The sequence below is a fragment of the Caulobacter sp. HJHS_5 genome (assembly GCF_056683955.1).
Window position 1 is genome coordinate 21,064 of the sequence record NZ_JBWZNC010000004.1, and the last position, 24,783, is coordinate 45,846.

The 24,783-nt window shown below is 71.1% G+C and carries 17 protein-coding genes; 12 read left to right on the forward strand and 5 right to left on the reverse strand.

Annotated elements, in window-relative coordinates:
- Positions 1–58 precede the first annotated feature (58 nt).
- The 6 genes from ACFLIT_RS08450 to ACFLIT_RS08475 all read left to right on the forward strand — a co-directional run bounded on the left by ACFLIT_RS08450 (position 59) and on the right by ACFLIT_RS08475 (position 12,673).
- Entirely contained in the window at positions 59–5,125 is a 5,067-nt protein-coding gene (locus ACFLIT_RS08450) for an alpha-2-macroglobulin family protein (RefSeq protein WP_479910781.1), read from the forward strand.
- A 143-nt stretch (positions 5,126–5,268) separates the two neighbouring features.
- Complete coding sequence (gene pbpC, locus ACFLIT_RS08455; RefSeq protein ID WP_479911154.1) at positions 5,269–7,287, forward strand: penicillin-binding protein 1C; 2,019 nt, start codon at positions 5,269–5,271, stop codon at positions 7,285–7,287.
- 226 nt (positions 7,288–7,513) lie between these two features.
- A complete protein-coding gene (locus tag ACFLIT_RS08460; protein ID WP_479910782.1) occupies positions 7,514–8,302 on the forward strand; it encodes a TSUP family transporter in 789 nt (262 codons plus the stop codon).
- Positions 8,303–8,304: 2 nt separating this feature from the next.
- Entirely contained in the window at positions 8,305–10,068 is a 1,764-nt protein-coding gene (locus tag ACFLIT_RS08465) for a chloride channel protein (protein ID WP_479910783.1), read from the forward strand.
- Positions 10,069–10,140: 72 nt separating this feature from the next.
- On the forward strand, positions 10,141–11,241 hold the full coding sequence (locus tag ACFLIT_RS08470; RefSeq protein WP_479910784.1) for an NHL repeat-containing protein: 1,101 nt from the start codon (positions 10,141–10,143) through the stop codon (positions 11,239–11,241).
- A 268-nt stretch (positions 11,242–11,509) separates the two neighbouring features.
- Positions 11,510–12,673: an alpha/beta hydrolase gene (locus ACFLIT_RS08475; protein WP_479910785.1), complete on the forward strand. Its 1,164-nt coding sequence runs from the start codon at positions 11,510–11,512 to the stop codon at positions 12,671–12,673.
- A 49-nt stretch (positions 12,674–12,722) separates the two neighbouring features.
- On the opposite strand, the gene ACFLIT_RS08480 is transcribed toward ACFLIT_RS08475, so the two are convergent.
- From ACFLIT_RS08480 to pseB, 4 genes are all read right to left on the reverse strand, one after another.
- The gene (locus ACFLIT_RS08480; protein ID WP_479910786.1) at positions 12,723–13,076 is read right to left on the reverse strand and encodes a PRC-barrel domain-containing protein; all 354 of its coding nucleotides are present in this window, start codon (positions 13,074–13,076) and stop codon (positions 12,723–12,725) included.
- Between the two features lie 76 nt (positions 13,077–13,152).
- Positions 13,153–14,202, reverse strand: a complete 1,050-nt coding sequence (pseI, locus tag ACFLIT_RS08485; protein ID WP_479910787.1) for a pseudaminic acid synthase — start codon at positions 14,200–14,202, stop codon at positions 13,153–13,155.
- Positions 14,199–15,365, reverse strand: a complete 1,167-nt coding sequence (gene pseC / locus ACFLIT_RS08490; RefSeq protein ID WP_479910788.1) for a UDP-4-amino-4,6-dideoxy-N-acetyl-beta-L-altrosamine transaminase — start codon at positions 15,363–15,365, stop codon at positions 14,199–14,201. Before pseC ends, pseI begins: the two co-directional genes overlap by 4 nt.
- A 171-nt stretch (positions 15,366–15,536) precedes the next feature.
- Entirely contained in the window at positions 15,537–16,559 is a 1,023-nt protein-coding gene (gene pseB, locus ACFLIT_RS08495) for a UDP-N-acetylglucosamine 4,6-dehydratase (inverting) (RefSeq protein WP_479910789.1), read from the reverse strand.
- A 93-nt stretch (positions 16,560–16,652) separates the two neighbouring features.
- On the opposite strand from pseB, the gene ACFLIT_RS08500 reads away from it, so the two are divergent.
- From ACFLIT_RS08500 to ACFLIT_RS08510, 3 genes are all read left to right on the forward strand, one after another.
- Positions 16,653–17,075, forward strand: a complete 423-nt coding sequence (locus ACFLIT_RS08500; protein WP_479910790.1) for a hypothetical protein — start codon at positions 16,653–16,655, stop codon at positions 17,073–17,075.
- Positions 17,076–17,404: 329 nt separating this feature from the next.
- Positions 17,405–17,878, forward strand: a complete 474-nt coding sequence (locus tag ACFLIT_RS08505) for a hypothetical protein (RefSeq protein ID WP_479910791.1) — start codon at positions 17,405–17,407, stop codon at positions 17,876–17,878.
- A gap of 325 nt (positions 17,879–18,203) precedes the next feature.
- Positions 18,204–20,570 carry a TonB-dependent receptor gene (locus ACFLIT_RS08510; protein ID WP_479910792.1) on the forward strand — a complete coding sequence of 789 codons (2,367 nt, stop codon included), beginning with the start codon at positions 18,204–18,206 and terminating at the stop codon, positions 20,568–20,570.
- Here ACFLIT_RS08510 and ACFLIT_RS08515 read toward each other — a convergent pair.
- Positions 20,567–20,851, reverse strand: coding sequence for a 4a-hydroxytetrahydrobiopterin dehydratase (locus tag ACFLIT_RS08515; RefSeq protein ID WP_479910793.1), 285 nt, complete (start codon positions 20,849–20,851; stop codon positions 20,567–20,569). The two genes, ACFLIT_RS08510 and ACFLIT_RS08515, sit on opposite strands and share 4 nt — an antisense overlap.
- 48 nt (positions 20,852–20,899) lie before the next feature.
- Between ACFLIT_RS08515 and ACFLIT_RS08520 the strand changes: the two genes are divergently transcribed.
- From ACFLIT_RS08520 to ACFLIT_RS08530, 3 genes are all read left to right on the forward strand, one after another.
- Positions 20,900–21,712 carry a heme-dependent oxidative N-demethylase subunit alpha family protein gene (locus ACFLIT_RS08520; RefSeq protein ID WP_479910794.1) on the forward strand — a complete coding sequence of 271 codons (813 nt, stop codon included), beginning with the start codon at positions 20,900–20,902 and terminating at the stop codon, positions 21,710–21,712.
- Between the two features lie 37 nt (positions 21,713–21,749).
- Positions 21,750–22,280 carry a hypothetical protein gene (locus ACFLIT_RS08525; RefSeq protein WP_479910795.1) on the forward strand — a complete coding sequence of 177 codons (531 nt, stop codon included), beginning with the start codon at positions 21,750–21,752 and terminating at the stop codon, positions 22,278–22,280.
- 214 nt (positions 22,281–22,494) lie between these two features.
- Positions 22,495–24,618: an AsmA family protein gene (locus tag ACFLIT_RS08530; protein ID WP_479910796.1), complete on the forward strand. Its 2,124-nt coding sequence runs from the start codon at positions 22,495–22,497 to the stop codon at positions 24,616–24,618.
- The last annotated feature ends 165 nt before the right edge of the window (positions 24,619–24,783 follow it).

Genomic DNA, 24,783 nt, shown 5'->3' on the forward strand with positions numbered 1-24,783 from the left:
CGATTGACCCCGCCGCCCCGCCGTCGTTCGATCCCCCGCGAGAACCGGGGGGAGCCGAATGTCCGAGACGCCGAACGCGCCTGAGCACGAGACGCCCCCGGCCTCGAAGCCCAGCTTCCTTTCCCGCCTGCGCGCCCGCGCCAATGCCGGAAACTGGGCCGGCTTCGCCCGCCGCAATGTCACCCCCATCGCCGTGGTCGCCGCCCTCGCGGTCGGCTTCGGCGGCGGTATCGTCGCCGCCAAGAGCGGCCTGTTCGCCCCGCGCGCCGCCCCCGGCGCCTCCACGCCCGGCCTGCTCAGCTGGGCCGGCTTCGGCAAGCCGCGCGACGCCAACGCCAGGCGCGCGGGCGTCGCCAAGCCCGCCGGTTTCGCCGTCTGGCGCACCCGGCTCGACACCTCCGGCGCCGAGCCGGCCGCCTGCGTCGAGCTGACCCGCCCGCTCGACCCCGGCAAGTCCTACGCCGACTTCGTGCTGGTCTCGCCCGACCTCGGCCACGCCCCGGCCGTGAAGGTGAACGGCGCCGAGCTCTGCCTCGCGGGCGTCGGTTTCGCCGACCGCCGCGTCACCCTGCTGAAGGGCCTGCCCGCCAAGGGCGGCGAGACCCTCTCGGCCAACGCCGACGTCGACTTCACCTTCGGTGAGAAGCCGCCCTACGTCGGTTTCGCCGGCGACGGCGTCATCCTGCCGCGCGAGGATTCCGATGGCGTCGGCATCGAGACGGTCAACGTCCAGCGGCTCTACATCGAGGTCTGGCGCGTGCCCGACCGCAACCTCGTCCGCCGCTCCATCGGCGCCCCCGACCCCACGGCCGAGGGCGAATACGCCTACGACTACGGCGACGACAGCGCTCGCGGCGAGGGCCGCATCGTCTGGAAGGGCGAGGTGGCGGTGGGCGCCGGCGGCGACCGGCGCGCGACCACGGTCTTCCCGCTCGGCGCCGTGCTGAAGGACATGAAGCCCGGCGGGTACCTGCTGAAGGCCAAGGACGTCACCGGCGGCCGCGATCCCGATGAGGACGGCGACAACCCGCCCGCCCAGGCCCGCCGCTGGGTGATCTTCACCGACATGGCCCTGCTGGCCTACCAGGGCTCGGAATCCCTCGACGTCGCCGTCCGCTCGCTGAAAACCGCCAAGGTCGTGCCCGGCGTGAAGGTCTCCCTCGTCGCCTCCAACGGCGAGGATCTCGGCGAGGCCACCGCCGATCGCGACGGCCGCGTGAAGTTCCCCGCCGCCCTGCTGAAGGGCGACGGCGGGGTCAGCGCCAAGATGGTCATGGCCTATGGGCCGCAGGGCGACCTGGCCGTGCTCGACCTCGAGCGCCCTCCGGTCGATCTTTCCAAACAGGGCGTCGGCGGCCGCACCACCGACGCCGACACGGCCAAAAACGAGACTGGGGGCCGCGACGCCAAGACCGCCGTCGACGGCTATCTCTACGCCGACCGCGGCATCTATCGTCCGGGCGAGACCGTCCACCTCGCCGCCCTGATCCGCGACCGCCAGGCCCGCGCCGTAAAGGACCGCAAGGGCGCCATCGTGGTCTCCCGCCCCTCCGGCGTGGAGTTCGCCCGCTACGGCTTCGACAAGTCGGCGGGTTCGGCGACCGCCGACGTCGCCCTGCCCCGCAGCGCCCCGCGCGGCCGCTGGACCGCCCGGCTCGAAATCGAAGGCCTCACCGAGGCGGCCGGCCAGATGAGCTTCTCCGTCGAGGACTTCGCGCCCCAACGCCTGGCCGTCACCGCCGTCGGCCAGCAGACCGTCCCGGTCGCGAGCGGCGAGACCCGGCGCGTGGAGGTCAACGCCCGCTTCCTCTACGGCGCGCCCGGCGCCGGGTTGCAGACCCAGGGCGAGGCCCGCCTGCGTATCGACCACGACCCCTTCCCGCAGCTGAAGGACTACCGCTGGGGCGACGCCGCCCAGCCCTTCGACGAGACCTATGTCGAGCTCGGCTCCAGCGTCACCGACGGCGACGGCCGCGCCGTCCTCGCCTTCACGCCCGAGGCTGACACCGCCCAGCCGCTGGAAGCCGCCCTCACCGCCTCGGTGTTCGAGCCCGGCGGTCGCCCGGTCCGCGAGGGCCTGGAGCTGAAGGTGCGCACGCGCCCGCTCTACCTCGGGGTCAAGATCGACGAGGGCCAGCAGGGCGAGAACACGCCCCAGATGACCTTCAACCTCGCCGCCGTGAACGCCGCCGGCGCCCGCGTCGCCGCCCAAGGCGTGCGCTGGACCCTGATCTCCGAGAACTGGGACTACGACTGGTTCCAGCAGAACGGCCGCTGGCAGTACCGCCGCACCAGCCGCGACGCCGTGGTCGCGCAAGGCGTCACCAGCATCGCCGCCAACGCCGACGCCCGTCTCAACCGCCGTCTCGGCTGGGGCGACTATCGCCTGGTGCTCGAAGGCCCCAACGGCGCCAGGACCGTCGTCCGCTTCGCCGCCGGCTGGGGCGCCCCCGCCAAGGAAGGCGAGACCCCCGACTACGTTCGTGTCAGCGCCGGAACCAAGACCTATTCGCAGGGCGACACGGTCGAGATCACGCTGAAATCGCCCTACCCCGGCGAGGCCCAGGTCGCCGTCGCCACCGACCGCCTGATCGACTTCAAGACCCTCACCGTCGGCAAGGACGGCGCCTCGCTGAAGCTGAAGACCTCGGCCGAGTGGGGCGGCGGCGCCTATGTGCTGGTCACCGTCGTCCAGCCGCGCGACCCGGTCGCCTCGCCCAAGCCGCGCCGCGCGCTCGGCCTCGTCTACGTGCCGCTCGATCCCGGCAAGCGCCGGCTGACCGTCGATCTCGGGACGCCGGTGAAGCTGGACAGCAAGGCCCCGGTGGAGGTGCCCGTCGCGGTCAAGGGCCTCGGGCTCGGCCAGAGGGCCCGCGTCACCCTGGCCGCCGTCGACGAGGGCATCCTGGCCCTGACCAAGCAGGCCAGCCCCGACCCGGTGAAATGGTACTTCGGCAAGCGGGCGCTGACCGTCGACTATCGCGACGACTACGGCCGCCTGCTCGACCCCAACCTCGGCGCTCCCGCCAACGTCAACTTCGGCGGCGACGAGATCGGCGGCGAGGGCCTCACCGTCACCCCCATCAAGTCGGTTGCCCTGTGGTCCGGCGTGGTCGAGACCGGCCTCGACGGCAAGGCGACGATCAAGCTGCCGCCCGCCGACTTCAACGGCGAGCTGCGCCTCATGGCCGTGGCCTGGACCGACGAGGCCGTCGGTTCGGCGTCCAAGCCGATGACCGTGCGCGAGCCGGTGGTCGCCGACCTTGCCCTGCCCCGCTTCCTCGCCCCGGGCGACAGCGCCACCGCCACGCTGGAGCTCCACAACGTCGAGGGCAAGCCCGGCGCCTATACGGCGGAGGCCACCTCCAGCGGCGGCTTGGCCGTCGCCTTCCGCAAGGTCTTCAACCTGATCCTCGGCCAGCGCATCGCCGAGCGCATTCCGTTCATGGCCCCCAGCCGCACCGGGATCGGCGCCATTGGCTTCAAGGTCGTCGGCCCCGGCTTCACCACCGCCAAGTCCTACCCGATCCAGACCCGCATCGGCTGGGGCCCGGTGGTCCGCACCACCGTCGAGGCCCAGGCCCCCGGCCAGAGCTGGACGCCGCCCGCCGCCCTGATGAGCGGCCTGGCCGCCGGCGACGTGAACCTGCAGGTCAGCTACTCGCCGTTCCGCGGCTTCGACCCCGGCCCCATCGCCCTGGCCCTCTCGCGCTACCCCTACGGCTGCTCCGAGCAGATCGCCTCGGTCGCTTATCCACTGCTCTACGCCCAGGAGGTCTCGGCCGATCCAAAGCTGCGGCGCGTCCCCGCCGCCCTCAGCGACGCCGTCGGCAAGCTGATCGACCGCCAGACCCTCGACGGCGCCTTCGGCCTCTGGCGGGTCGGCGACGGCGAGGCCGACGTCTGGGCTGGCGCCTACTTCACCGACTTCCTGATCGAGGCCAGACGCCAGGGCGCCCCGGTCCCCGACGCCGCCATCGACCGCGCCCTCAATGCGATGCGCCAGGTCAGCCGGCCCGAGGGCTGGAGCTCGGTCTCCTACCGCCTCACCTATCCGGGCTGGTGGGCCTCCAGCGAGGACGCTTCCAAGAAGGCGACCGAGCGGATGCGCAGCCGCGGCTCGGCCTACGCCCTCTACGTCATGGCCAAGGGCGGCAAAGGCGACCTCGCGCGCCTGCGCTGGTGGCACGACGTGCAGATGAAGAAGGAGGGCTCGCCCCTCGCCAAGGCCCAGGTTGGGGCGGGTCTGGCCATGATGGGCGACCGGGCCCGCGCCCGCTCCGCCCTGCAGCAGGCGTCGCGCGGCCTCGGCTATCGCGACGAGAACGACTGGTACCAGAGCCCCCTGCGCGACCTCGCCGGCGTCATCGCCCTTGCCTACGAGGCCGGCTTCCCGGACATCGCCAAGGGCCTCACCGGCCGCCTCGACGGCGCCGTGAAGGATCCCGACGCGCTCAATACCCAGGAGCAGGCCATGCTGCTGCGCGCCGCCCACTTCATGCTCAAGGCCGCCGGGCCGGTGAACGTGAAAGCCGCCGGCGCCGCGCCCATCGGCGGCGTGGCGGCCTCGCCCCGCTGGTCGGTCGGCCGGCTGGAGGACGCCCGCTTCGTCAACCAGGGGCGCGGCGCGATCTGGCGCACGACCACCGTGCGCGGCACGCCCGTCGCCGCCCCCGAGGCCTCGTCCAGCGGCGTCTCGGTGTCCAAGCGCCTGCTCAGCTTCACCGGCGGCGCGGTCGATCCCAACGGCCTGCGCCAGGGCGACCGGGTCATCGTGCTGATCACCGGCCGCTCCATGCAGTCGCGCTCCACCGCCCTGGTGGTCGACGACGCCCTGCCCGCCGGCTTCGAGATCGAGACCACGCTCGGCGCCGACGACGCCCAGTCCGGACCGTTCAAGTTCCTCGGCGAACTCTCGGCTCCCGACGCCCAGGAATCCCGCGACGACCGCTATGTCGCGGCCATGGACCTGCAGGGCGGCAAGCCGTTCGCCTTCGCCTACGTCGCCCGCGCGGTCACCCCCGGCGCCTTCTTCCTGCCCGCCCCGGAAGCCCGCGACATGTACCGCCCCACCATCAACGCCCACGGCGCCAGCAGCCGCATCGCCATCGCGGCGGGGCCGTGAGCAGGAACGAAGCCCCCTTCCCCCCTGGAGGGGGAAGGGTCGGGGATGGGGGGGACAGCAGCCGTTCAACCGGCGGCGACCTTTCCGGGCAGTCTGCACCCCCATCCCCCGCCCCTTCCCCCTTCAACAGGGGGAAGGGCGTTCTGCTGGCTTGCTGCGCCCTCCTCGCCCTCGAACTCCTCCTCTTCACCGCCGACGCCCTCTTCCCCCCCGACCTCGCCCGCGGCGAGCACGCCTCGCCCGTCACCCTCGACCATCGCGGCGCCTGGTTGCGCGCCCTGCCCGTCGAGGACGGCCGCTGGCGCATCCGCGCCGACCTCGACCGCACCGATCCCAGCTTCGTCCGCCGCCTCACCGCCGTGGAGGACGCCCGCTTCCGCTGGCACCTCGGCGTCGACCCCATCGCCGCGACCCGCGCCCTCGCCCAGGCCGCCGTCACCGGCCACGTCTCCTCCGGCGCCTCGACCCTCACCATGCAGACCGCGCGCCTGCTGGAGCCGCGTCCCCGCACCCTGGCCTCCAAGCTGATCGAGATGGTCCGCGCGACCCAGATCGAGGCCCGCCTGACCAAGCGCGAGACCCTGGCCCTCTACCTCACCCTCGCCCCCTACGGCGGCAACCTCGAGGGGGTCCGCGCCGCCAGCCTCGCCTATTTCGGCCACGAACCCGAGAGCCTCACCGACGGCGAGCAGGCCCTGCTCATCGCCCTGCCCCAGGCCCCCGAGGCTCGCCGCCCGGACCGTCGCCCCGAGGTCGCCCGCCAGGCCCGCCGCGCCGTCCTCGACAAGATGATCCGCGCCCATGTGCTTACTGAAGCCGCGGCTTTGGAGGCGGAAGCCGAACCCCTGCCCCAGCGCGCGCCCTTCCCGTCCCTCGCCTGGCACGCGGCCGGCGAGCTGGCCCGCTCCGCCCCCGTCCGCCAGGCCACCGTCGTCTCCACGATCGACGCCGGCCTGCAGTCCCGCCTCGAACCCCTGGCCGCCTCCGTCGCCGCCGCCCAGGGCCCCCAGGCCACCGCCGCCATCCTCGTCGTCGAGGTGAAGTCCCGCGCCGTCCGCGCCGCCGTCGGCTCCGGCGGCCTTTCCCGCCCCGGCGGCTGGATCGACATGACCACCGCCCTGCGTTCGCCGGGCTCGGCCCTCAAGCCCTTCATCTACGGCTTCGCCTTCGACGACGGCGCCGCCGCCCCCGACACCCAGATCGACGACGCCGCCCGCCGCTTCGCCGACTACCAGCCGGAGAATTTCGACCGCGTCTTCCACGGCAAGGTCACCGCCCGCGAGGCGCTGATGCACTCGCTCAACGTCCCGGCCGTCGCCATGCTGGAAAAGGTCGGCCCCGCCGCCTTTCAGGCCCGGCTTGAAGCCGCCGGGGTCACCCTTGCCCGCGCCAAGCAGGGAACCGTCGACCCCGGCCTCGCCCTGGCCCTCGGCGGCGACGGCATCACCCTGCGCGATCTCGCCGTGCTCTACGCGGCGCTGGCCGACGGCGGCGTCGCCAAGCCCCTGGCCTGGACCGAGGCTGAGGCCGCCAAACGCGAAAGATCCGGCGGCGCCCGCATCATGCGCTCCGAGGCCGCCAACACCGTCCTCGACATCCTGCGCGAGACCCCGCCCCCGGCCGGCCGCGCGCCCGTGGCCCTCATGCGCGGCGGCGGCCCCATCGCCTTCAAGACCGGCACCTCCTACGGCTTCCGCGACGCCGTCGCCGCCGGGGTCGTCGGCGGCCATGTCGTCGTTGTCTGGACCGGCCGCGCCGATGGCGGCGCGCGGGGCGGCCTCACCGGCCGCGACGCCGCCCTGCCCATGCTGTTCGACGCCGCCGACCTCGTCGCCGCCCCGCCCTCGGCCCCGCGCCCCATCGCCCCACGCGCCGCCCCGCCGGCCCTGCAGCGTCTCGACCGGGCTGACGCCGGCCCCCGCCTGATCTTCCCGCCCAACGGCGCGACCATCCAGGTCGACGCGTTCGGCCCCTCGGCCCGGGGCCTCGCCCTCGCCGCCGGCGGAGATGGTCTTAGATGGTACGTCGAAGGCCAGCCCCTCGCCCCCGACGCCCTCAGCGGCAAGGTCATCTGGCGCCCCGCCAGCGCGGGGTTCTACCGCCTGATGGTGGTCGACGATCAGGGCCGGCGGGTGACCAGCAAGGTGCGGGTGAAGGGATAGCCTCCCTCTCCCTGGATGCGGCGTCGACCAGGATGGTCAAGACCGTCCCCTTCCCCCTGTTGAAGGGGGAATGGCTAGGGTTGGGGGTGCACCGGTTCAGAACGCCTACCGCCCACGAAGCACCACCAGCCTCCGACTGACAACAACCGGGACTACTCGGACACTCTGCACCCCCATCCCCACCCCTTCCCCCTTCAACAGGGGGAAGGGAGTGCTACAGCGAGGCGTGCACCTCGCTCCCGAAGTCATCGCCCTGCTCGTCGCCGTCGCCGTCCTCGCCGGCTTCATCGACGCCATCGCCGGCGGCGGCGGGCTGATCACCCTGCCCGCCCTCCTGGCCGTGGGCGTCCCGCCGGTTCAGGCCATCGCCACCAACAAGGTGCAGAGCAGCGTCGGCACCGCCTCCGCGACCTGGAGCTTCTGGCGCGCCGGCAAGATCGACTTCCACCACATCAAGATCCCGCTCGCCGCCACCCTGGTCGGCGCCGCGCTGGGCTCGCTGCTGCTCTCGGTCGCCGATGCGCGCTGGCTGATGGTGCTGCTGCCCGTCCTCCTCATCGCCATCGCCCTCTACTTCCTGCTCGGCCCCAAGGCGTCGAACGAGGACAGCCACGCCCGCCTCACGCCCTTGGCCTACGCCGTCGTCGCCGGCGGCATCGGTCTCTACGACGGCTTCTTCGGCCCCGGCACGGGCTCGTTCTTCGCCCTCAGCCTCGTTACCCTGATGGGCATGGGCCTCACCCGCGCCACCGCCCACACCAAGGCGCTGAACCTGATGAGCAACGTCGTCTCCGTCGTGGTCCTGGCGGCGGGCGGCCACGTCCTGTGGCTGCTCGGCGGCTGCATGGCCGCGGGCCAGTTCCTCGGCGGCCGCCTCGGCTCCCACGCCGCCATGCGCTTCGGCCCGCGCCTGATCCGCCCGCTGCTGGTGGTCATCTGCCTGGCCATGGTGGCCAAGCTGCTGTCCGACCCGGCCAACCCGCTCCGCGTGATGGTCTCCACATGGCGGGGCTAGGCATGGTCGATCTCACCGCCCCGATCTCGATCAGCCGCCGGCCGCTCAGCTGGCTGCGCGGGCGCCTGCGCGCCAGCGAGATCTGGTTCATCGGCCTCGCCGTCGTCGTCGGGGCGCTCGCCGGCCTTCTGGCGGTGACCCAGGCGGCGCTGGCGCACGGCCTCCAGGCGCGGCTCTACGGCTTTTCGCTGGACGACCGGCTCAGCGCCCTGCCGCGCGTCGATCCGCTCACCGTCCTCTGGCTCCCTGTCGGCGGCGCCCTGCTCGGCCTGGTCACCTGGCTCGCCGGGCGCTGGAAGGCGGCGCGCCAGATCGACGTCGTCGAGGCCAATGCGCTCTACGGCGGGCGTCTGTCGCTGCGCGGCAGCCTCGTCGTCTGCCTTCAGACCCTGATCTCCAACGGCTTCGGAGCCTCGGTGGGGCTGGAGGCCGCCTACGCCCAGGCGGCGGGCGCGACCGCCTCCTGGCTTGGGCGGACCTTCAAGCTGCGGCGGCAGGACCTTCGCACCCTCGTCGGCGCCGGAGCCGGCGCGGCCATCGGGGCCGCCTTCGGCGCGCCCCTCGCCGGCGCCTTCTACGCCTTCGAGATCGTCATCGGCTCCTATACCCCATCGATGATCGCCCCGGTCGCCGCCGCCGCCCTGTCCGCGGCGCTGGTGGCCGAGATGGCCGGCGCCGCCCCCTATTCCCTGCAGATCGTCATCGCCGAGCCGCCGGACGCCGTCGGCTATCTGATCTACGCCGTCCTCGGCGTGGTTTGCGCCGTCGTCGGCATCGGCCTGATGCGGCTGACCGCCGTCACCGAGCAACTCGTCCGCCGCACCGGCCTGCCGCAGCCCGTCCGCCCCGTCGTCGGCGGATGCCTGCTGGCCGGCCTCGCCCTCGTCTCGCCCCAGGTGCTGTCGTCCGGCCACGGCGCCCTGCACGCCGACCTCGCCGCCGGCATCGGCCTCTCGGCCCTGGCGGTGATCTTCGTCATCAAGGCCTGCGGCTCGGTGGTCTCGCTCGGCCTCGGCTTTCGCGGCGGGCTGTTCTTCGCGGCCCTGTTCCTGGGATCGATCCTCGGCCAGGTCTGCGCCGGCCTCGTCGCCCTTGGCGGCCTTCCCATCCACCTGCCGGTCGAGAACGCCGCCCTCGTCGGCATGGGCGCGCTGGGCGTGGCCGTGGTCGGCGGCCCGCTGACCATGTCGTTCCTGGTGCTGGAGGCGACGCACGACTTCGGCATCGCCGCCGCCACCCTGGCGGCCTCGCTGATCGCCAGCACCATCGTGCGGGAGCGGTTCGGCTACTCCTTTTCCACCTGGCGCCTGCACCTGCGCGGCGAGACGATCCGCAGCGCGCGCGATGTCGGCTGGGTGCGCAGCCTCACCGCCGGCCGCATGATGCGCCCGGACACCGCGACGGTGGCGGCCTCGATCACCGTGGCGGAGTTTCGCCGCCGTTTCCCGCTCGGCTCGACCACCCGGGTGATGCTGGTCGATGACGCCGGCCTCTACGCGGGCATCGTGCCCACCGCCGACGCCTACCTCGACACCGCCTCGGTGGAGATTCCCGTCGGCGCCCTGGCCATCAGCACCGATATCTGGCTGACGCCGGAGATGCACATCGAGCAGGTGATGCAGGCCTTCGACCGCACCGAGACCGAAGAACTTGCGGTTCTCGACGACGACAAGCGCCCGCTCGGCCTCCTCGCCGAGGTCTATGTCGCCAAGCGCTACGCCAAGGAGCTGGAGCAGATGCAGGCGGGCCTGTTCGGCGAGCGCTGACGCGAATTCAAAACGGCGATGGACGCGCCGCCGCATCCGCGCCACGGTCCGGCCGGGCGACGGGAGAGCGACATGGCCGGGATCGACATCAAGGCGCTGGCGATTTTCGGGGCGGCGGCTCTCCTGACGGCCTCGGGCCCGGCGGCCCTGGCGCGGCAGGCCGCCCCGCGCGGCGACCGCCCGGCGTCCATCGAGACCCCGGCGACCAACGCCATCGCCAACCCCTACCGCATGGTCACGGACTACCCGAAGCTCGGCGACATCAAGCCCGGCGGCGCCATCGGCATCGTGCCCGACGGCCGGGGCGGCGTCTGGCTGCAGCATCGCTCCGACCCCGGCATCGTCCATCTCGACGCCCAGGGCCGCGTCGTCTCCCGCATCGACGTCACCTTCGGCGCCGCCCACGGCCTCTGCCGCGATCGCGACGGAAACTTCTGGGCGGCCGACAGCGGCCCGTTCGGCGGCGGGGCTCAAGCCGGCGCGAAGGGCAATCAGGTCTTCAAGTTCACGCCCGACGGCAAGCTGCTGCTCACCCTCGGCAAGGCGGGCGTCTCCCAGGCGGGCCCGGACACCTTCGTCCAGCCGGCCGCCTGTATCGAAACGCCCGACGGAAACATCCTCATCGCCGACGGCCACTGGCCCCGTCCCGCCTCCGGCCCGCAGGATGGCGACCGCCTGGTGCTCTACTCCCGCGACGGCAAGTTCCTCCGCCAGATCGGCGGCTTCGGCCGCAAGCCCGGCGAGTTCATGGGGCCGCACGGCCTGGCCTACGACTCCCAGGGCCGCCTGTTCGTCGCCGACCGCGGCAACAACCGCATCCAGATCTTCGACAAGGACTTCAAGGTCATCGACGAGTGGCGCCACTTCGGCCGCCCCAGCGGCGTCTGGATCCTCAAGGACGACACCCTGATCGTCGCCGACTCCGAGTCCAACAACCCCATCGGCGGCCCGGCCTCCGCGCCGGAAGGCGGCGGAAACGCCATCCGCAACCCCGGCTGGAAGACCGGCGTCCGCATCGGCGGCGCCAGGGACGGCTCGCTCAAGTACTTCATCGAAGGCGTCCGCCCCGAAGGCCTCGGCGCCGACGAAACCGGCGCCATCTACACCGGCCTCTCCGGCGGCTGCGACTCCAGCCCCACCAAGAACTGCCTGCAGAAGTTCGTGCGGAAGTAGGGGGCGAAACCCTCGCCCTTCGAGGCTCGCTTCACTCGCACCTCAGGGTGAGGATTTCGACTGATCCGCCGAGCCAAAAGTAGCCCTCATCCTTAGGCGCCCGCGTAGCGGGCCTCGAAGCTTGTCCTGAGCGCCGCCGCAGGCGGCGTCGAAGGGGACGAGGGCGGCCCCCGCCCAAAACCTCATCGAACGCCACTATTCCACCATCCTCCCAAGCGTCACTATCGGTTGAACGCCGCGCCAGACGGCCACCCAGGGAGGACACGCCATGCGCCATCGCGCACTTGCCATCGCGGCGGCGGTGCTGGCCGCGCTCCTCGCCCTACCCGCCATGGCCGAGCCGATCTTCCCCAACCTCGGTCCCGGCCCGTTCAGGGACTGCGGCGCACCCGGCGCCCTCCCCGATGTCTGCCGCGAGCGTCGCGACCTCAGCGTCGCCGAGGCGGAGAGGCGCCTCGGCGCCGACAAGGTGGCGCTGTGGACCGACGGCGACGTCTTCACCGTCGCGGCCCGCAGCCGGGCCGCCGCCCCGCGCATGTCCGGCGCCCTCAACGCGCCCCTGGCCCAACTCCCCGGCAGCGACATCTGGACGATCAGCGCCCGCACCCCCGGCCTCGACGCGGCCCTGCTCGACGTCATGGTCTTCGATGACGCGCCCGTCCGCCCCACCCAGTGGCGCGGCCCTCACGCCGAACCCCGCCCCGCCATCGCCGCCCGCCTCACCGGCCAGGTGCTCAACGTCCCGTTCGACAGCCGCAACCTCGGCCAGACGCGCATGGTCACCGTCTACCTGCCGCCGGGCTTCGACCCGACGCGGCGCTACCCGGTCGTCTACGAGGCCGACGGCCAGAACACCCGCGTCCATGCCGGCATGGTCGAGCCGCTCATCCTCGCGGGCGCCATCCGCCCCGTGGTGCTGGTCGGCCTGCACAGCGGCGACAGCGAACGCCGCTCGGGCGACTACCTGCGCGACTTCCCCACCGTCGGCGCCAACCAGCAGTTCGACAGCCACGAGCGCTTCTTCCTCGAGGAGGTGATCCCCCGCGCCGAGCGCGAATGGGGCGCCTCGCCGAAGGCGGCCGACCGCATGCTGATGGGCCATTCCAACGGCGCCGCCTGGGCCGTGGAGACCGCCTTCCGCCATCCAGCGATGTTCGGCAATGTCTACGCCGTCTCCGTCGCCGGCCGCGACCGCACCGACTTCCGGCGCGCCCCGCAAATCCGCTTCTTCCTCGCCGCCGGCCGGCTGGAAACAAGTTTCCTGTCGGGCACCCGCAACATCGCCGAGGGCGCCGCCGGCGTCGGCCATCAGGTCACCTTCAAGACCCCCGTCGCCGGCCACAGCCAGATGGTGGTCGAGGCCTACCTCGACGATGCGCTGATCGGAGCGTTCGGCGCGTCGGGACCAAGGCCGCAGATCGCGGCGCGTTGACGTTTATGCGCGGGCTTCGGGGCTCGCGCGGACCTTCACCCTGACGACGTCACCAGATCTGCATGTCGGCCTCCTCGGCCGACATGCGCCCGCGCGCCTCCATGATCTCCTTGGTCAGGTTCGTCCGGTAACCGCCAAGGTGGGGATCGTAGGTGAGTTCGGCCCAGGGTACGCGGACGAAGCGATCGCCGCCGAGGCCGAAGAAACCGTTGTCGGAGACGATGACGTGGGCGACCTGTCCCGTCCGCTTGTCGACCATGAAATTCCGGACGTGGCCGACCTTCTCGCCCTCGGGACTATAGACCCCCGTACCCTCGACGCGATCCGAAGCGACCAGGTCATGGTCGCCCACGGTCTCTATAGGCGCATCGGGGCCGCTCATATCGACTTCATGGTCGGGCATGGGTTCCCTCCTGGGCGTCGCTTCGGAAAGCACGCCGCGCCGGGGCGGTTCCCTGGGATGAACTGAAAAGCTCCCCCTACCTCACCATTTCCCAGCTCAGCCGCTCGCCCTTCACCAGCGCCCGCGTCGCCCGCTTGCCCAGCACCTCCGGCAGGTGTTTCGGCGCCAGGCCATAGCCCGGCCGCACCGAGCGGATATTGGCCTCGGTCAGCAGCTCCCCGGCCGCCACGTCCTCGGCCACATAGAGCGAGCGCCGGTGCCCCGCCGCCGCCGCCTCGCTGCCCAGGTCGTCGTAGTGCACCCGGCCGAGGGCCGCCCAGGCGGCCTTGCAGTCGGCCACCAGCCGCGCGAACTCGCCGGGCTCCAGGCTGAAGGCCGAGTCCGGGCCGCCGTCGGCCCGCGCCAGGGTGAAATGCTTCTCGATCACCGAGGCGCCCAGGGCGACCGCCGCCACCGAGGCCGCCACGCCCGGCGTGTGGTCCGACAGCCCGCCGACGCAGCCGAACCGCGCCGCCAAGTCGGCCACCGTGCGCACATTGGCCTCCTCGATCGGGGCCGGATAGCTGGAGACGCAGTGCAGCAGCGCGATCTGCCTCGCCCCCGCGCCTCGCGCCGCGTCCACCGCCTCGCCGATCTCCTCCAGGTTGGCCAACCCCGTCGAGATGATCATCGGCTTACCGGTCGCCGCCACCCGCCGGATCAGCGGCAGGTCCACCGCCTCGAAGCTGGCGATCTTGTAGGCCGGCGCATCCAGGCGCTCGAGCAGGTCCACCGCCGTGGCGTCGAACGGGGTGGAGAACAGCGTCACCCCCAGCCGGCGCGCCCGCTCGAACAGCGCCGGGTGCCAGTCGTAGGGCGTATAGGCCTCGGCATAGAGGTCATAGAGCCGCCGCCCGTCCCACAGCCCGCCCTCGATCATGAAGTCCGGTCCCTCGGCGTCGAGGGTGATGGTGTCGGGCGTATAGGTCTGCAGCTTGATGGCGTCGGCGCCCGTCGCGGCGGCGGCGTCGATCATCGCCAGCGCCCGCTCCAGGCTGCCGTTGTGGTTGCCCGACAGCTCGCAGATCACGAACGGCTCGTGGTCCGGCCCCACCCTGCGCCCGGCGATCACCAGCTCGGCGCTCATGCCCCGATCGCCTCCGCCAAGGCCGCCGCCCCCCGCGCCACGTCCGCCTCGCTCATCCCCGGATGCAGCGGCAGCGACAGGCAGCGGTCGTACCAGGCCTGCGCCCCCGGCAGGTCGATCTCGCCGTAGCGCTGGCGATAGTAGGGCTGGGTGTGCACCGGGATGTAGTGCACCTGGCTGGCCACGCCCCGCGCCGCCAATCGCGCGACCACCTCGGCGCGGCTCACGCCCAGCGCCGCGAAGTCGATCAGCACGGTCATCAGGTGCAGGGCCGGATTCGACCACGGCATGGCCGCCGCCACCGTCACCGCCGGGGCCAGGGGCGCCAGCGCCGCGCCCCACGCCGCGGCCAGCGCTCGGCGCTTCTCGATGAAGCCGGGCAGCTTCCTCAGCTGCGAGCGTCCGAGCGCGCAGTTGATGTCCGGCAGGCGGTAGTTGAGGCCGAGATCGGCCATCTCATAGACCCATGGGTCCGCGCCCTCCGGCCGGCTCATGCCATGGCCGCGGAAGCTGCGCAGGCGCTGGGCCAGGGCCGCGTCGCCGGTCGTCACCACCCCGCCCTCGCCGGTGGTGATGGTCTTCACCGGATGCAGCGAAAAGGTCGTCGCCGCACTGTGGGCGTTGTCGCCGACGCGCTCGGGCTCGGCGCCGTTGAACGTCATGGTCGACCCCAGCGCATGGGCCGCGTCCTCCACCAGCACCCCGCCGGCCGCCTGGGCCAGGGCCTTCAGGGCCGGCAGCTCGCAGACCTCGCCGCGCAGATGCACCGGCAGCACCGCCCGCACCCGCCGCACCCCCGCCCGGTGGATCGCCACCGAAAGCGTGTAGGGAGTCATTAGCCCGCTGGCCGGATCGACGTCGGCGAACAGCACCTCGGCGCCCACGTAGCGCACGGCGTTGGCGGTCGCCAGAAACGTGGTCGAAGGCGCGATGCAGAGGTCTCCCTCCCCGACCCCCAGCGCCAGCAGCGCCAGGTGCAGCGCCGCCGTGCCGTTGCTGCACGCCACCGCGTGCCGCGCCCCCACGGCCTCGGCGAACTCGGCCTCGAAGGCGGCGACCTCAGGGCCGGTGGTCAGAAACTCGCCCCGCAGGGCCGTGGTGACCGCCGCGATATCGTCCTCGTCGATGACCTGGCGGCCGTAGTGGGAAAGGGGGTCGGTCATTGAACTCCCCCTTCCCCCTCGAAGGGGGAAGGGCCGGGGATGGGGGTGGGTGCAGAGCGATGATGGGTGGGCTCAACAGGCCGCGCCCAATTGTTCCTGACCGGAACGACCGAGGAAATACCCCCACCCCTGCCCCTCCCCCTTCGAGGGAGAGGGGTTTTCTTTAGAACCTCACCCATAGCTCGCCAGCATCGCCCGCAGCGCATCCGGCGTCAGCCAGTCGCTGTTGCTGTCGCTGGCGTAGGAGAAATCCTCCGGCACCGGCCGCGCCCCATCCTCCGCCCCGAACGCCTTGCGGGTATACTCCACGAAGCTCGGCTCGATCACATAGCGGTCGGCCAGCTCCACCGTCTGGCGGGCGTCGTCGGCGCTGACCATCACCTCGTGCAGCTTCTCGCCCGGGCGCACCCCGACGATCTCGTGCGGCAGGTCCGGGGCCATCACCTTGGCCAGATCGACCACGCTCATCGACGGGATCTTCGGCACGAACACCTCGCCGCCGCGCATGATCTCCAGCGACGACAGCACGAAGTCGACGCCCTGATCGAGCGTGATCCAGAACCGCGTCATCCGCGCGTCGGTGATCGGCAGCCTGGCCGCCCCCTGGTCGATCAGGCGCTGGAAGAACGGCGCCACCGAGCCCCGGCTGCCCATCACATTGCCGTAGCGCACCACCGAAAACCGCGTGCCGATGTCGCCCGAGAGGTTGTTGGCCGCCACGAACGTCTTGTCCGACGCCAGCTTGGTCGCCCCGTAGAGGTTGATCGGGTTGCAGGCCTTGTCGGTGGAGAGCGCCACCACCGACTTCGCCCCGTTCGAGAGGCAGGCCCAGACCACGTTCTCGGCCCCGAGCACATTGGTGTGGATGCATTCCGACGGATTGTACTCCGCCGCCGGCACCTGCTTCAGCGCCGCCGCGTGGATCACGATGTCCACCCCGCGCAGGGCCAGGGTCAGGCGCTGGCGGTCGCGCACGTCGCCGATGAAGAAGCGGGTGCGCCCCACCGTCTCGGCGTCGAATTTCTCGCGCAGCTCGATCTGCATGTCGTGCTGCTTCAGCTCGTCGCGCGAATAGACGATCAGCTTGCGCGGCTTCCAGCGGCTCAGCACCGCGTCGCAGAACCGCCGCCCGAACGAGCCGGTGCCGCCGGTGACCAGGATCACCTTGCCGTCGAGGTTCAAAGGAGTGGTCAAGCCGTGTTCGCTCCGGTGCTTGCCGAGTCTCCCGCGAGTCCCCGGCTTTGTCACGTCAACCGGGCATCCACCTTTGCGCGTCATACCGTCCGCATGGACCGCCGCCGCCTGATCCTCGCCCTCGGCCTCGCCCCCGCCTTCCTGGCGGCCGGCGCGCCGGCCCCAGAGGCCTTGGCGAACGAGGCCCCGAAGGAAGACCGCAAGAAGGGCGGCGGAGAGACCTTCCTTCAGATCCAGGCCCTCACCGCCACCATCAACCGCATGGGCGGCCGTCGCGGCGTGCTCACCGTCGATTGCGGCCTGAACATTCCCGACGAGAAGCTGCGCCAGCGCGCCACGCTCTCGGTCCCGCGCCTGCGCGCCGGCTTCGTCCAGTCGCTGTCGATCTACGCCGCCAGCCTGCCCGCCGCCCGCGCCCCCGACGCCGACTACATCTCGGGCCTGCTCCAGCGCGAAGCCGACAAGATGCTCGGCCCTGGGACCAAGCTCCTGCTCGGCGCGATCCTGATCAACTGAGCCGCGGGTTCTTGCTGGGCGCGATCCTGGTCAACTAGCGTCGAGCGGCCAGTTTGGGCGGTCTTGATCAAGGAGGCCGTCAATCCAAAGCCTCAGCGATCTACTAGACGCTCGCGGCGATGATGAGATCACCGGCCTTTGCTTGCGATGCGCCGCCACGACGCGGGTAGGGCGTAAACAAGCGCGGCGCTCGGCTCGGGATCGCAGTCGGGTCAATGCTCGCGTTTCGTCCCGATAAACGCACGCTAGCGTCTAGGCTCGCCAGCGGCCCCCACTTGTGAACCGAGCGGCGCTTTGATGGAATGCCTGCCTGGTTAGGGGCAAGCTCGATGCGTTACATCATTTGCACGGCGGCGATGTTCGCCATCGCAGGTCCGGCATTGGCCCAAGAACCTCAGCCGCCGTTGCGGCTGACATGCACCGGCCAGGCGCAGGTCGCTTCAGGCGGCGGATCTCAGTATCGAAGTGGGATCAATCCAGTCACCGGCAAAGCGGAGATCACCACCACCTCAGCGCCAATAACCAGATCATCGGTCGCGGGAAGCGTGCTGGTGGAAATTGCAGGCGCTCAATCTCGCATCCGCCTGCCCGACTTTCTCATCCCCTCCATCAATGCTGGCGGGAAGGACGGTTGGTGGCCGCTCACCGATGTCAACCTGACAAGCGACACCTTCACGGCGCGCTTCAAACTCAATCCGATTGATCGGCGCTGGGTCAGAATCGACCGGCGATCCGGCGTTATCGATGCCGACAGATTCAGCGGAACCTGCGAGCGTGACGAGCTTGCCGTCCTAAAATTCTAAAGTTGCGGGCGCCGCCAAGGGCTAGCGGCGCCAGCGAGCGTGAGGCCGACAAGCGTTTGCCGGCGATCTTGACCAACTGAGTCGCCAAGCGGCGGCGCCACCTCCGCGCGCAGCCCTCATTCACTGAGACCCACCTCCGGTAGGGCGTCGCCCCCTTGCAACAGGTGACAAACTGTTTCCCAAGCACCTTGGGATTCCAGCAAAACCGTCATCGAAACACGGACGAAACGTCATCGACGCGTGAAATGGCAGCGCTCCTGAAGTGGCCGACGTCGGGGATTCAAGTCTCCACGGCGTCTTGAATACCCCGGGGGCAAAAGTGCTGATGAAATCCGCTAGCGCGCTGGCGATCGCCGCGTGTCTTTCCATTGCTACGCAGGCGCGCGCCGCCGACGACGTCACCGCAGCCGAAGCCGGCCAGGTCGAGGAACTGGTCATCATCGGCAGCGGCCAGGCCCGCTCGGTCTCGACCCTGGTCCCGTCGCAGCTGGAAACCCTGCCGCCGGGCACGAGCGTGCAGAAGGCGCTGAACTTCCTGCCCGGCGTCAGCGCCCAGTCGATCGACGCCCTGGGGACCAACGAGCAGTCCCTGACCCTGCAGGTGCGCGGTTTCAACACCACCCACCTCGGCTACACCCTCGACGGCATGCCGCTCGGCGACGGCGCCTACAACAACTACAACGGTCTCACCATCAGCCGCGCCCTGATCTCCGAGAACCTCGGCGGCGCCGAGCTGGCCACCGGCATCGCCGGCCTGGCCATTCCGTCGACCAGCAACCTCGGCGGCGCCCTGACCTACACCTCCAGCGATCCGCGCGCGCAGATGGGCGCCTCGGCCAACGTCACCGTCGGCAGCGAGAACAGCAAGCGCGGCTTCGCGCGCTTCGACACCGGCGAGCACAACGGCTTCTCGGCCTACATCTCGGGCCAGTATGTCGAGCAGGACCTGTTCGTGAACCAGCCCGCCTGGAACACCTCCACCGGCAAGCAGCTGAACGCCAAGGCCCAGTACGAATTCGAGCGCGGCAAGATCGTCGCCTTCGCCGATCTCTCGCGCACCAACCAGGCCGACGATCCCTACATCTCGAAGGAAATGCTGGGCCGCCGCGGCTGGGATCTGGGCGGCTACGCGCCCGACTGGCTGTCCTATCTCAACCGCGCCTACTGCGCCGTCACCGCCCCGACCGCGCCGGGCAAGTGCGTCGACTCCGTCCTGCCGGAAAAGCGCGGCGACGTGACCTTCACCAACGGCCAGATCCTGCGCGACGACGATCTCTACTACCTGGCCGGCGACTACGACCTGACCGACAGCCTTCACGTTCGCGGCCAGGTCTACAAACACACCGACAAGGGCGCCGGGAACAACTGGATCACCGGCTGGTCCACCCAGGGCACCCCGGACACCGCCGACGACATCCCCGTCCAGATCCGCGACACCCGCTACACCATCGACCGCAAGGGCGTGCTCGGCAGCCTCGGCTGGGACGTCGGCGTCCACCATGTCCAGGGCGGCTTCTGGCTGGAGGACAACACCTCCAGCGCCGCGCGCTACATCTGGACCAACGTCACCGGCCCGTTCGACCTCGGCCAGTTCCTCAAGGGTCAGCCCAACACCGCCCAGTGGGTGCAGGCCACCGACTGGACCACGCGCCAGTTCTACATCCAGGACACGGTGAAGCTGCTCGACGACGCCCTGAGCATCGATTTCGGCTTCAAGAGCACCTACTCGAAGTCGGCCGCCCAGGGCCAACGGGGCATCGCCAAGGCGCCGGTCACCGCCTCCAGCCAGTTCGCCTCCGGCGCGCTGGTCGCCGAGGACAACTTCCTGCCGGAAGTCGGCGTCCACTGGCAGGTCGCCCCGAGCCACGAACTGTTCGCCAGCTACGCCGAGAACATGGCCATGTTCCAGGGCGGCTTCAAACTCGGCCCGCAGTCGGTCTCGCAGGCCGTCTGGGACGCCCAGGGCAAGTACCTCGAGCCGGAAACCTCCAAAAGCCTGGAAGCCGGCTACCGCTACGTGACCGGCCCGCTGCAGGTCTCGGTCGCCGCCTATCAGGTCGATTTCGACAACCGCCTGCTGCAGTACAACCCCTGCCCGACCAACCAGCAGCAGAACCCGGGCTGCGGCAACTCCTTCCACAACGCCGGCAGCGTCACCAGCAAGGGCTTCGAAGTCGGCGCCCTGTGGCGTCCGGTGGAGTGGCTGAGCTGGTACAACTCCGCCTCGTTCAACAAGTCGACCTATGACGAGGATCTGGTCTGGAGCCTCGGCGCCACCACCTCGGTCCTGCCGACCGCCGGCAAGCAGCAGGTCGACACCCCCAAGCAGATGTACGCCAGCGTGCTGACGCTCAAGCAGGGCGGCTTCTCGGCCTCGCTGCAGGGCAAGTACACCGGTGAGCGGTTCTACACCTACCTCAACGACCAGGGCTTCGGCGGCTACACCACCTTCGACCTCGGCCTCAGCTATCGCTTCGCCGAGACCAGCACGATGAGGGGCGCGAAGCTGGCCTTCAACGTCACCAACCTCACCGACAAGCGCTACGCCTCCAACCTCGACAGCAGCGTCTTCGCCCCGAGCGACTCCGGCGTGGTGGCCAACGGCGACAACAACACCACGGCCCGCGACATCGTGGTCTTCCACGCCTCCGCCCCGCGCCAGATGTTCCTGACGTTGAGCTACGAATTCTAGGCCGACGCCTTGGCGTCCATGATGCGGGCGAGGGCGACGTCGCGCTCCGTCACCCCGCCCGCGTCATGGGTCGTCAGCACCACCTCCACCCGGTTCCAGACGTTCGTCCACTCCGGGTGGTGGTCCAGCTTCTCGGCCGCCAGGGCGACGCGGGTCATGAAGCCGAAGGCGGCGTTGAAGTCGGCGAAGTGGAAGGTGCGCGTGATCGCGTCGCGGCCTTCGACGGCCGTCCAGTCGCGCAGGCCTTCCGCCGCCGTTGCGGCCCCGATCAGCTTGCTCATGCCCCGACGCTAGAGACGCCGGCCGCCGTTCACAAGTAGAACCGGCCCATGACCCCGCGTCACGCGCCCTACGCCGACGGCCCGCCGGACTTCGCCATCGGCCTGAAGCCCATCGCCGCCGAGGCGTGGCTGGAAGGCGGCGAGCCCGACCCCGCCGCCCGCAAGGACCCGCTGTTCGAGACCGCCCGCCCCCTCGTCTGGGGCGAGACCGAGGGCTCCCGCCCCGGCCAGGCCGAAGTCCTCGACCTCGTGGCCGCCGCGACGCCCGTCCAGCCCCGCCCGGACCTGCCGCCGCTCTACGCCGCCGCCCGCGCCGTCGCCGACGACCTCTGCCTGATGGAGAAACGTAACGACGCCTGGACGCTCACGGCCCTCTCCCTCTCCGCCGGCAGCTTCTTCACCGCCGCCGAGGCCCTGGGCCGCCGCCTCGACCAGCTGCACGCCCCCGTCCCCGGCTTCGAGGCCCGCTTCGGTCCCCGCGTCGAGCGGATGTTCGACAACCTGCCCGAGCCCGTGCTCCTCGAGCGCCGCAACTGGACGCTCGTCAATTCCGACGCCCTCCACGCCCCCGACGTCGCCGCCATCCGCGCCGAGATCCCCGCCATCGCCCCCGAAGACGCCGCCGACCGCCTCCACCTGCGCATCGAGCGTCAGACCCTGCGCCGCCTGCCCCGCACCGGCGGCGTCCTCTTCACCATCCGCGTCTGGACGCACCCGCTCGCCGCCTTGCGCGACCGACCCGCACACCTCGCCGCCTTCGCCCGCGCCTGGCGCGCCGCCCCGGAGCCCTTCCGCGCCTACAAACAGCTCGCCCTCTACGACGCCCTGGTCGAGGCCTTCCTTCGCGCCGAAGGCGAATGACCGCGCCAAGCGGGCAAAACCGGAGTTTCCTGCCGCCATGATCCTGCGCGCCCTCCTGCCCAGCCTCGCCGTCGCCGCGCTCCTCGCCGGATGCGCCTCGCACCCGCGTCCCCAGGCCCTCGCCTACGCCGAACCGGCCGAGGTCGGCCCCGCGCCCCTGCCCTTCGACCCGGCGCCCCTGCCGGCCGACGCCCGCCCCGGCGACTGCCTCGACCGCCTGGGCGAGCCTCCCAACCACGTCTGGCGCCGCTGCGGCGACCCCGGCTCGGCCTACGCCTACGCGGACGGCTCCAGCTACGCCTACGAGTCCGGCTCCGGCTACAGCGCGCACTACGCCGACGGCCACGGCTCCACCTCGGGCTACGCCTACGGCCCGGGCTATGCCTACAGCTACGGCCCGCGCTACACCCAGTCCTACGGCCACGACTACGGCTCGACCTACAGCAGCGGCTACTCCACCTACGGCTACGGGTCCTACGGCTACGCCCAGCCCTACCGCCCCTACCCGCTCGCCGGCCGCGACGCCTACGGCTACCTCACCTGGCCGAGCAAGACGCCCGGGTACTAAAAGAGCCCTTCCCCCTCGAAGGGGGAAGGGTTGGGGATGGGGGTGCACGCAGTGAGTTTCGGCAAGACGCTCAACAGGCGGGCCCGCCGCGCCCCGCCCTGAACCTCGGCATTCACCCCCACCCCTGACCCCTCCCCCTTCAAGGGAGAGGGGATCTCAAATCGGAACCAAGCCCCCTCCCCGCGATTAACAAAACCACGCGCGGAGTAAGCCCTTGACCGATCACACGATCGCGCCCCGCCGTCCCGCGGCGCGCGCAGCCCTCAGCGACATCGCCCACGCCTGGCGCGCCGCCTCCGGCCGCTCCCGCGTCGGCGTCACCCTCGGCCTGCTGCTCGTCGCCGCCATCGTCGTCTTCCTGATCCTGTTCGACTGGAATTGGCTGCGCGGCCCGGTCTCCCGCATCGCCTCCGCCCGCCTCAACCGCGAGGTCCAGATCCTCGGCGATCTCGACGTCCACCCCTGGTCCTGGTCCCCCCGCGCCGAGGCCGCCCGCGTCCGCATCGGCAACCCGGACTGGGCGACGAAGGGCGGCGCCGGCCGCGACATGGTCACCGTCGACAAGCTCTCCATCCAGGTGAAGGTCCTGCCCCTGCTGAAGGGTGACGTCATCCTGCCCCTGCTCCAGATCGACCGCCCCGCCGTCGGCCTCCTGCGCGAGAAGGACGGCCGCGCCAACTGGACCTTCGGCGACCCCGACAAGAAGTCCGACAAGCCGATGAAGCTGCCGGCCATCCAGCACCTCATTCTCAACGACGGCCGCCTCCGCATCGAGGACCGCGACCGCGACATCACCTTCGTCGGCGTCGTCTCCACCAACGAACAGTCCACCGGCGCCGGCCCCAATAGCCCCGAAAAGGGCGCCTTCCGCCTCGTCGGCGACGGCCGCCTCAACCGCGCCCCCTTCACCGCCCTGGTCACCGGCGGCCCGCTGCTCAACGTCTCGCCCGACCGCCCCTACCCCTTCGAGGCCCACGTCAAGGGCGGCGCCTCCAGCCTCGACGCCGTCGGCCGCATCGACAAGCCGTTCGACCTCGGCCGCTTCGGCGGCCAGATCACCCTCGCCGGGCCGGACCTCAACGAGCTCTACCGCCTCACCGGCCTCGCCCTGCCCAACACCCCGCCCTACCGCATCTCCGGCGCCCTGCGGCGCGACGGAACGCGCTGGTCCTTCAACCGCTTCGCCGGCCGCGTCGGCGACAGCGACCTCAACGGCGACGTCTCCGTCCAGACCGGACGGGAGCGCCCCCTGCTCACCGCCGACGTCCACTCCCGCAAGCTGGACTTCGACGACCTCTCCACCATCCTCGGCGGCGCCCCCTCCCGCGCCCGGGGCGAGACGGCCAGCGCCGAGCAGAAGGCCGTCGGCCAGACCATGGCCGCCCGCCAGCGCCTGCTCCCCGACGCCACCCTGCAGGTCGACCGCCTCCGCTCCATGGACGCCGAGGTGAAGTATCGCGCCGCCGATGTCCTGGCCCCCGGCCTGCCCATGCAGAAGGCCTCGCTCGACCTCTCCCTCAAGGCCGGCGTGCTCACCATGCACCCGGTGGCCTTCACCTTCTCGCGCGGCTCCCTGGTCGCCGACGTCAGGCTCGACGCGACGAAGGACACCCCCGTCACCGCCCTCGACGCCCGCCTCACCAACGCCCGCCTGGAGGACTTCGTCACCATCAAGTCCCAAGGCGCCGACGGAACCAGCAAGCCGGCCGTCGAGGGCGTCATCGCCGCCCGCGCCAAGCTCACCGGCGCCGGGAACTCCGTCCACCGCGTCGCCGCCGCCTCCAACGGCACGGTCACCGCCGTCATCCCCCGAGGCCAGATCCGCCAAGCCTTCGCCGAGCTGCTGGGCGTCAACGCCTCCAAGGGCCTGATCCTCCTCCTCTCGAAGGACAACCGCGAGACCTCGCTGCGCTGCGCCGTGGCCGACTTCAAGGTCACCGACGGCGTGATGCGCGCCAACCGCATCGTGCTCGACACCGGCGTCGTCCTCGCCTCCGGCCAGGGCGCCATCAACCTCAAGGACGAGACCCTGAACCTGCGCATCGAGGGCGACAGCAAGCGCCCCCGCCTGGTGCGCCTGTTCGTGCCGATCAACGTCAACGGCACCCTCGCCAAGCCCGGCTTCGGCGTCGACGCCAGCCGCGCCATCGCCCAGGGCGGCCTCGGCGCCGCCCTCGGCTCCCTGCTCTCGCCGATCGCGGCCCTGCTGCCGTTCGTGGACCCGGGGCTGGCGGACGACGCCGATTGCGCGGCGCTGGTCGGCAGCGCCAAGGTCAAGGGCGCGCCGGTCACCACGGCGACGACGGCGGCTGAGCCTAAGGGCAGGAAGGCCGGCTAGCCGGAATCTCGCCTTCTCCCCTTGCGGGAGAAGGTGGCCCGCGCAGCGGGTCGGATGAGGGGTCTCCCAGAAGGCGCGGCTTAGGATCGAGGTCGGGCGGATGAGGCGGCGCGACCCCTCATCCGTCGGCTCCGCCGACACCTTCTCCCGCAAGGGGAAAAGGAC

Coding starts and splice junctions, on each gene's coding strand:
- pseI (WP_479910787.1), bottom strand. CDS start 14,202: ATGAGCGCCGAGCTGGTGATCGCCGGGCGCAGGGTGGGGCCGGACCAC.
- ACFLIT_RS08520 (WP_479910794.1), top strand. CDS start 20,900: ATGACCCCGCGTCACGCGCCCTACGCCGACGGCCCGCCGGACTTCGCC.
- ACFLIT_RS08465 (WP_479910783.1), top strand. CDS start 8,305: ATGGTCGATCTCACCGCCCCGATCTCGATCAGCCGCCGGCCGCTCAGC.
- ACFLIT_RS08500 (WP_479910790.1), top strand. CDS start 16,653: ATGGACCGCCGCCGCCTGATCCTCGCCCTCGGCCTCGCCCCCGCCTTC.
- ACFLIT_RS08480 (WP_479910786.1), bottom strand. CDS start 13,076: ATGCCCGACCATGAAGTCGATATGAGCGGCCCCGATGCGCCTATAGAG.
- ACFLIT_RS08510 (WP_479910792.1), top strand. CDS start 18,204: ATGAAATCCGCTAGCGCGCTGGCGATCGCCGCGTGTCTTTCCATTGCT.
- ACFLIT_RS08515 (WP_479910793.1), bottom strand. CDS start 20,851: ATGAGCAAGCTGATCGGGGCCGCAACGGCGGCGGAAGGCCTGCGCGAC.
- ACFLIT_RS08505 (WP_479910791.1), top strand. CDS start 17,405: ATGCGTTACATCATTTGCACGGCGGCGATGTTCGCCATCGCAGGTCCG.
- ACFLIT_RS08525 (WP_479910795.1), top strand. CDS start 21,750: ATGATCCTGCGCGCCCTCCTGCCCAGCCTCGCCGTCGCCGCGCTCCTC.
- ACFLIT_RS08450 (WP_479910781.1), top strand. CDS start 59: ATGTCCGAGACGCCGAACGCGCCTGAGCACGAGACGCCCCCGGCCTCG.
- pseC (WP_479910788.1), bottom strand. CDS start 15,365: ATGACCGACCCCCTTTCCCACTACGGCCGCCAGGTCATCGACGAGGAC.
- ACFLIT_RS08470 (WP_479910784.1), top strand. CDS start 10,141: ATGGCCGGGATCGACATCAAGGCGCTGGCGATTTTCGGGGCGGCGGCT.
- ACFLIT_RS08475 (WP_479910785.1), top strand. CDS start 11,510: ATGCGCCATCGCGCACTTGCCATCGCGGCGGCGGTGCTGGCCGCGCTC.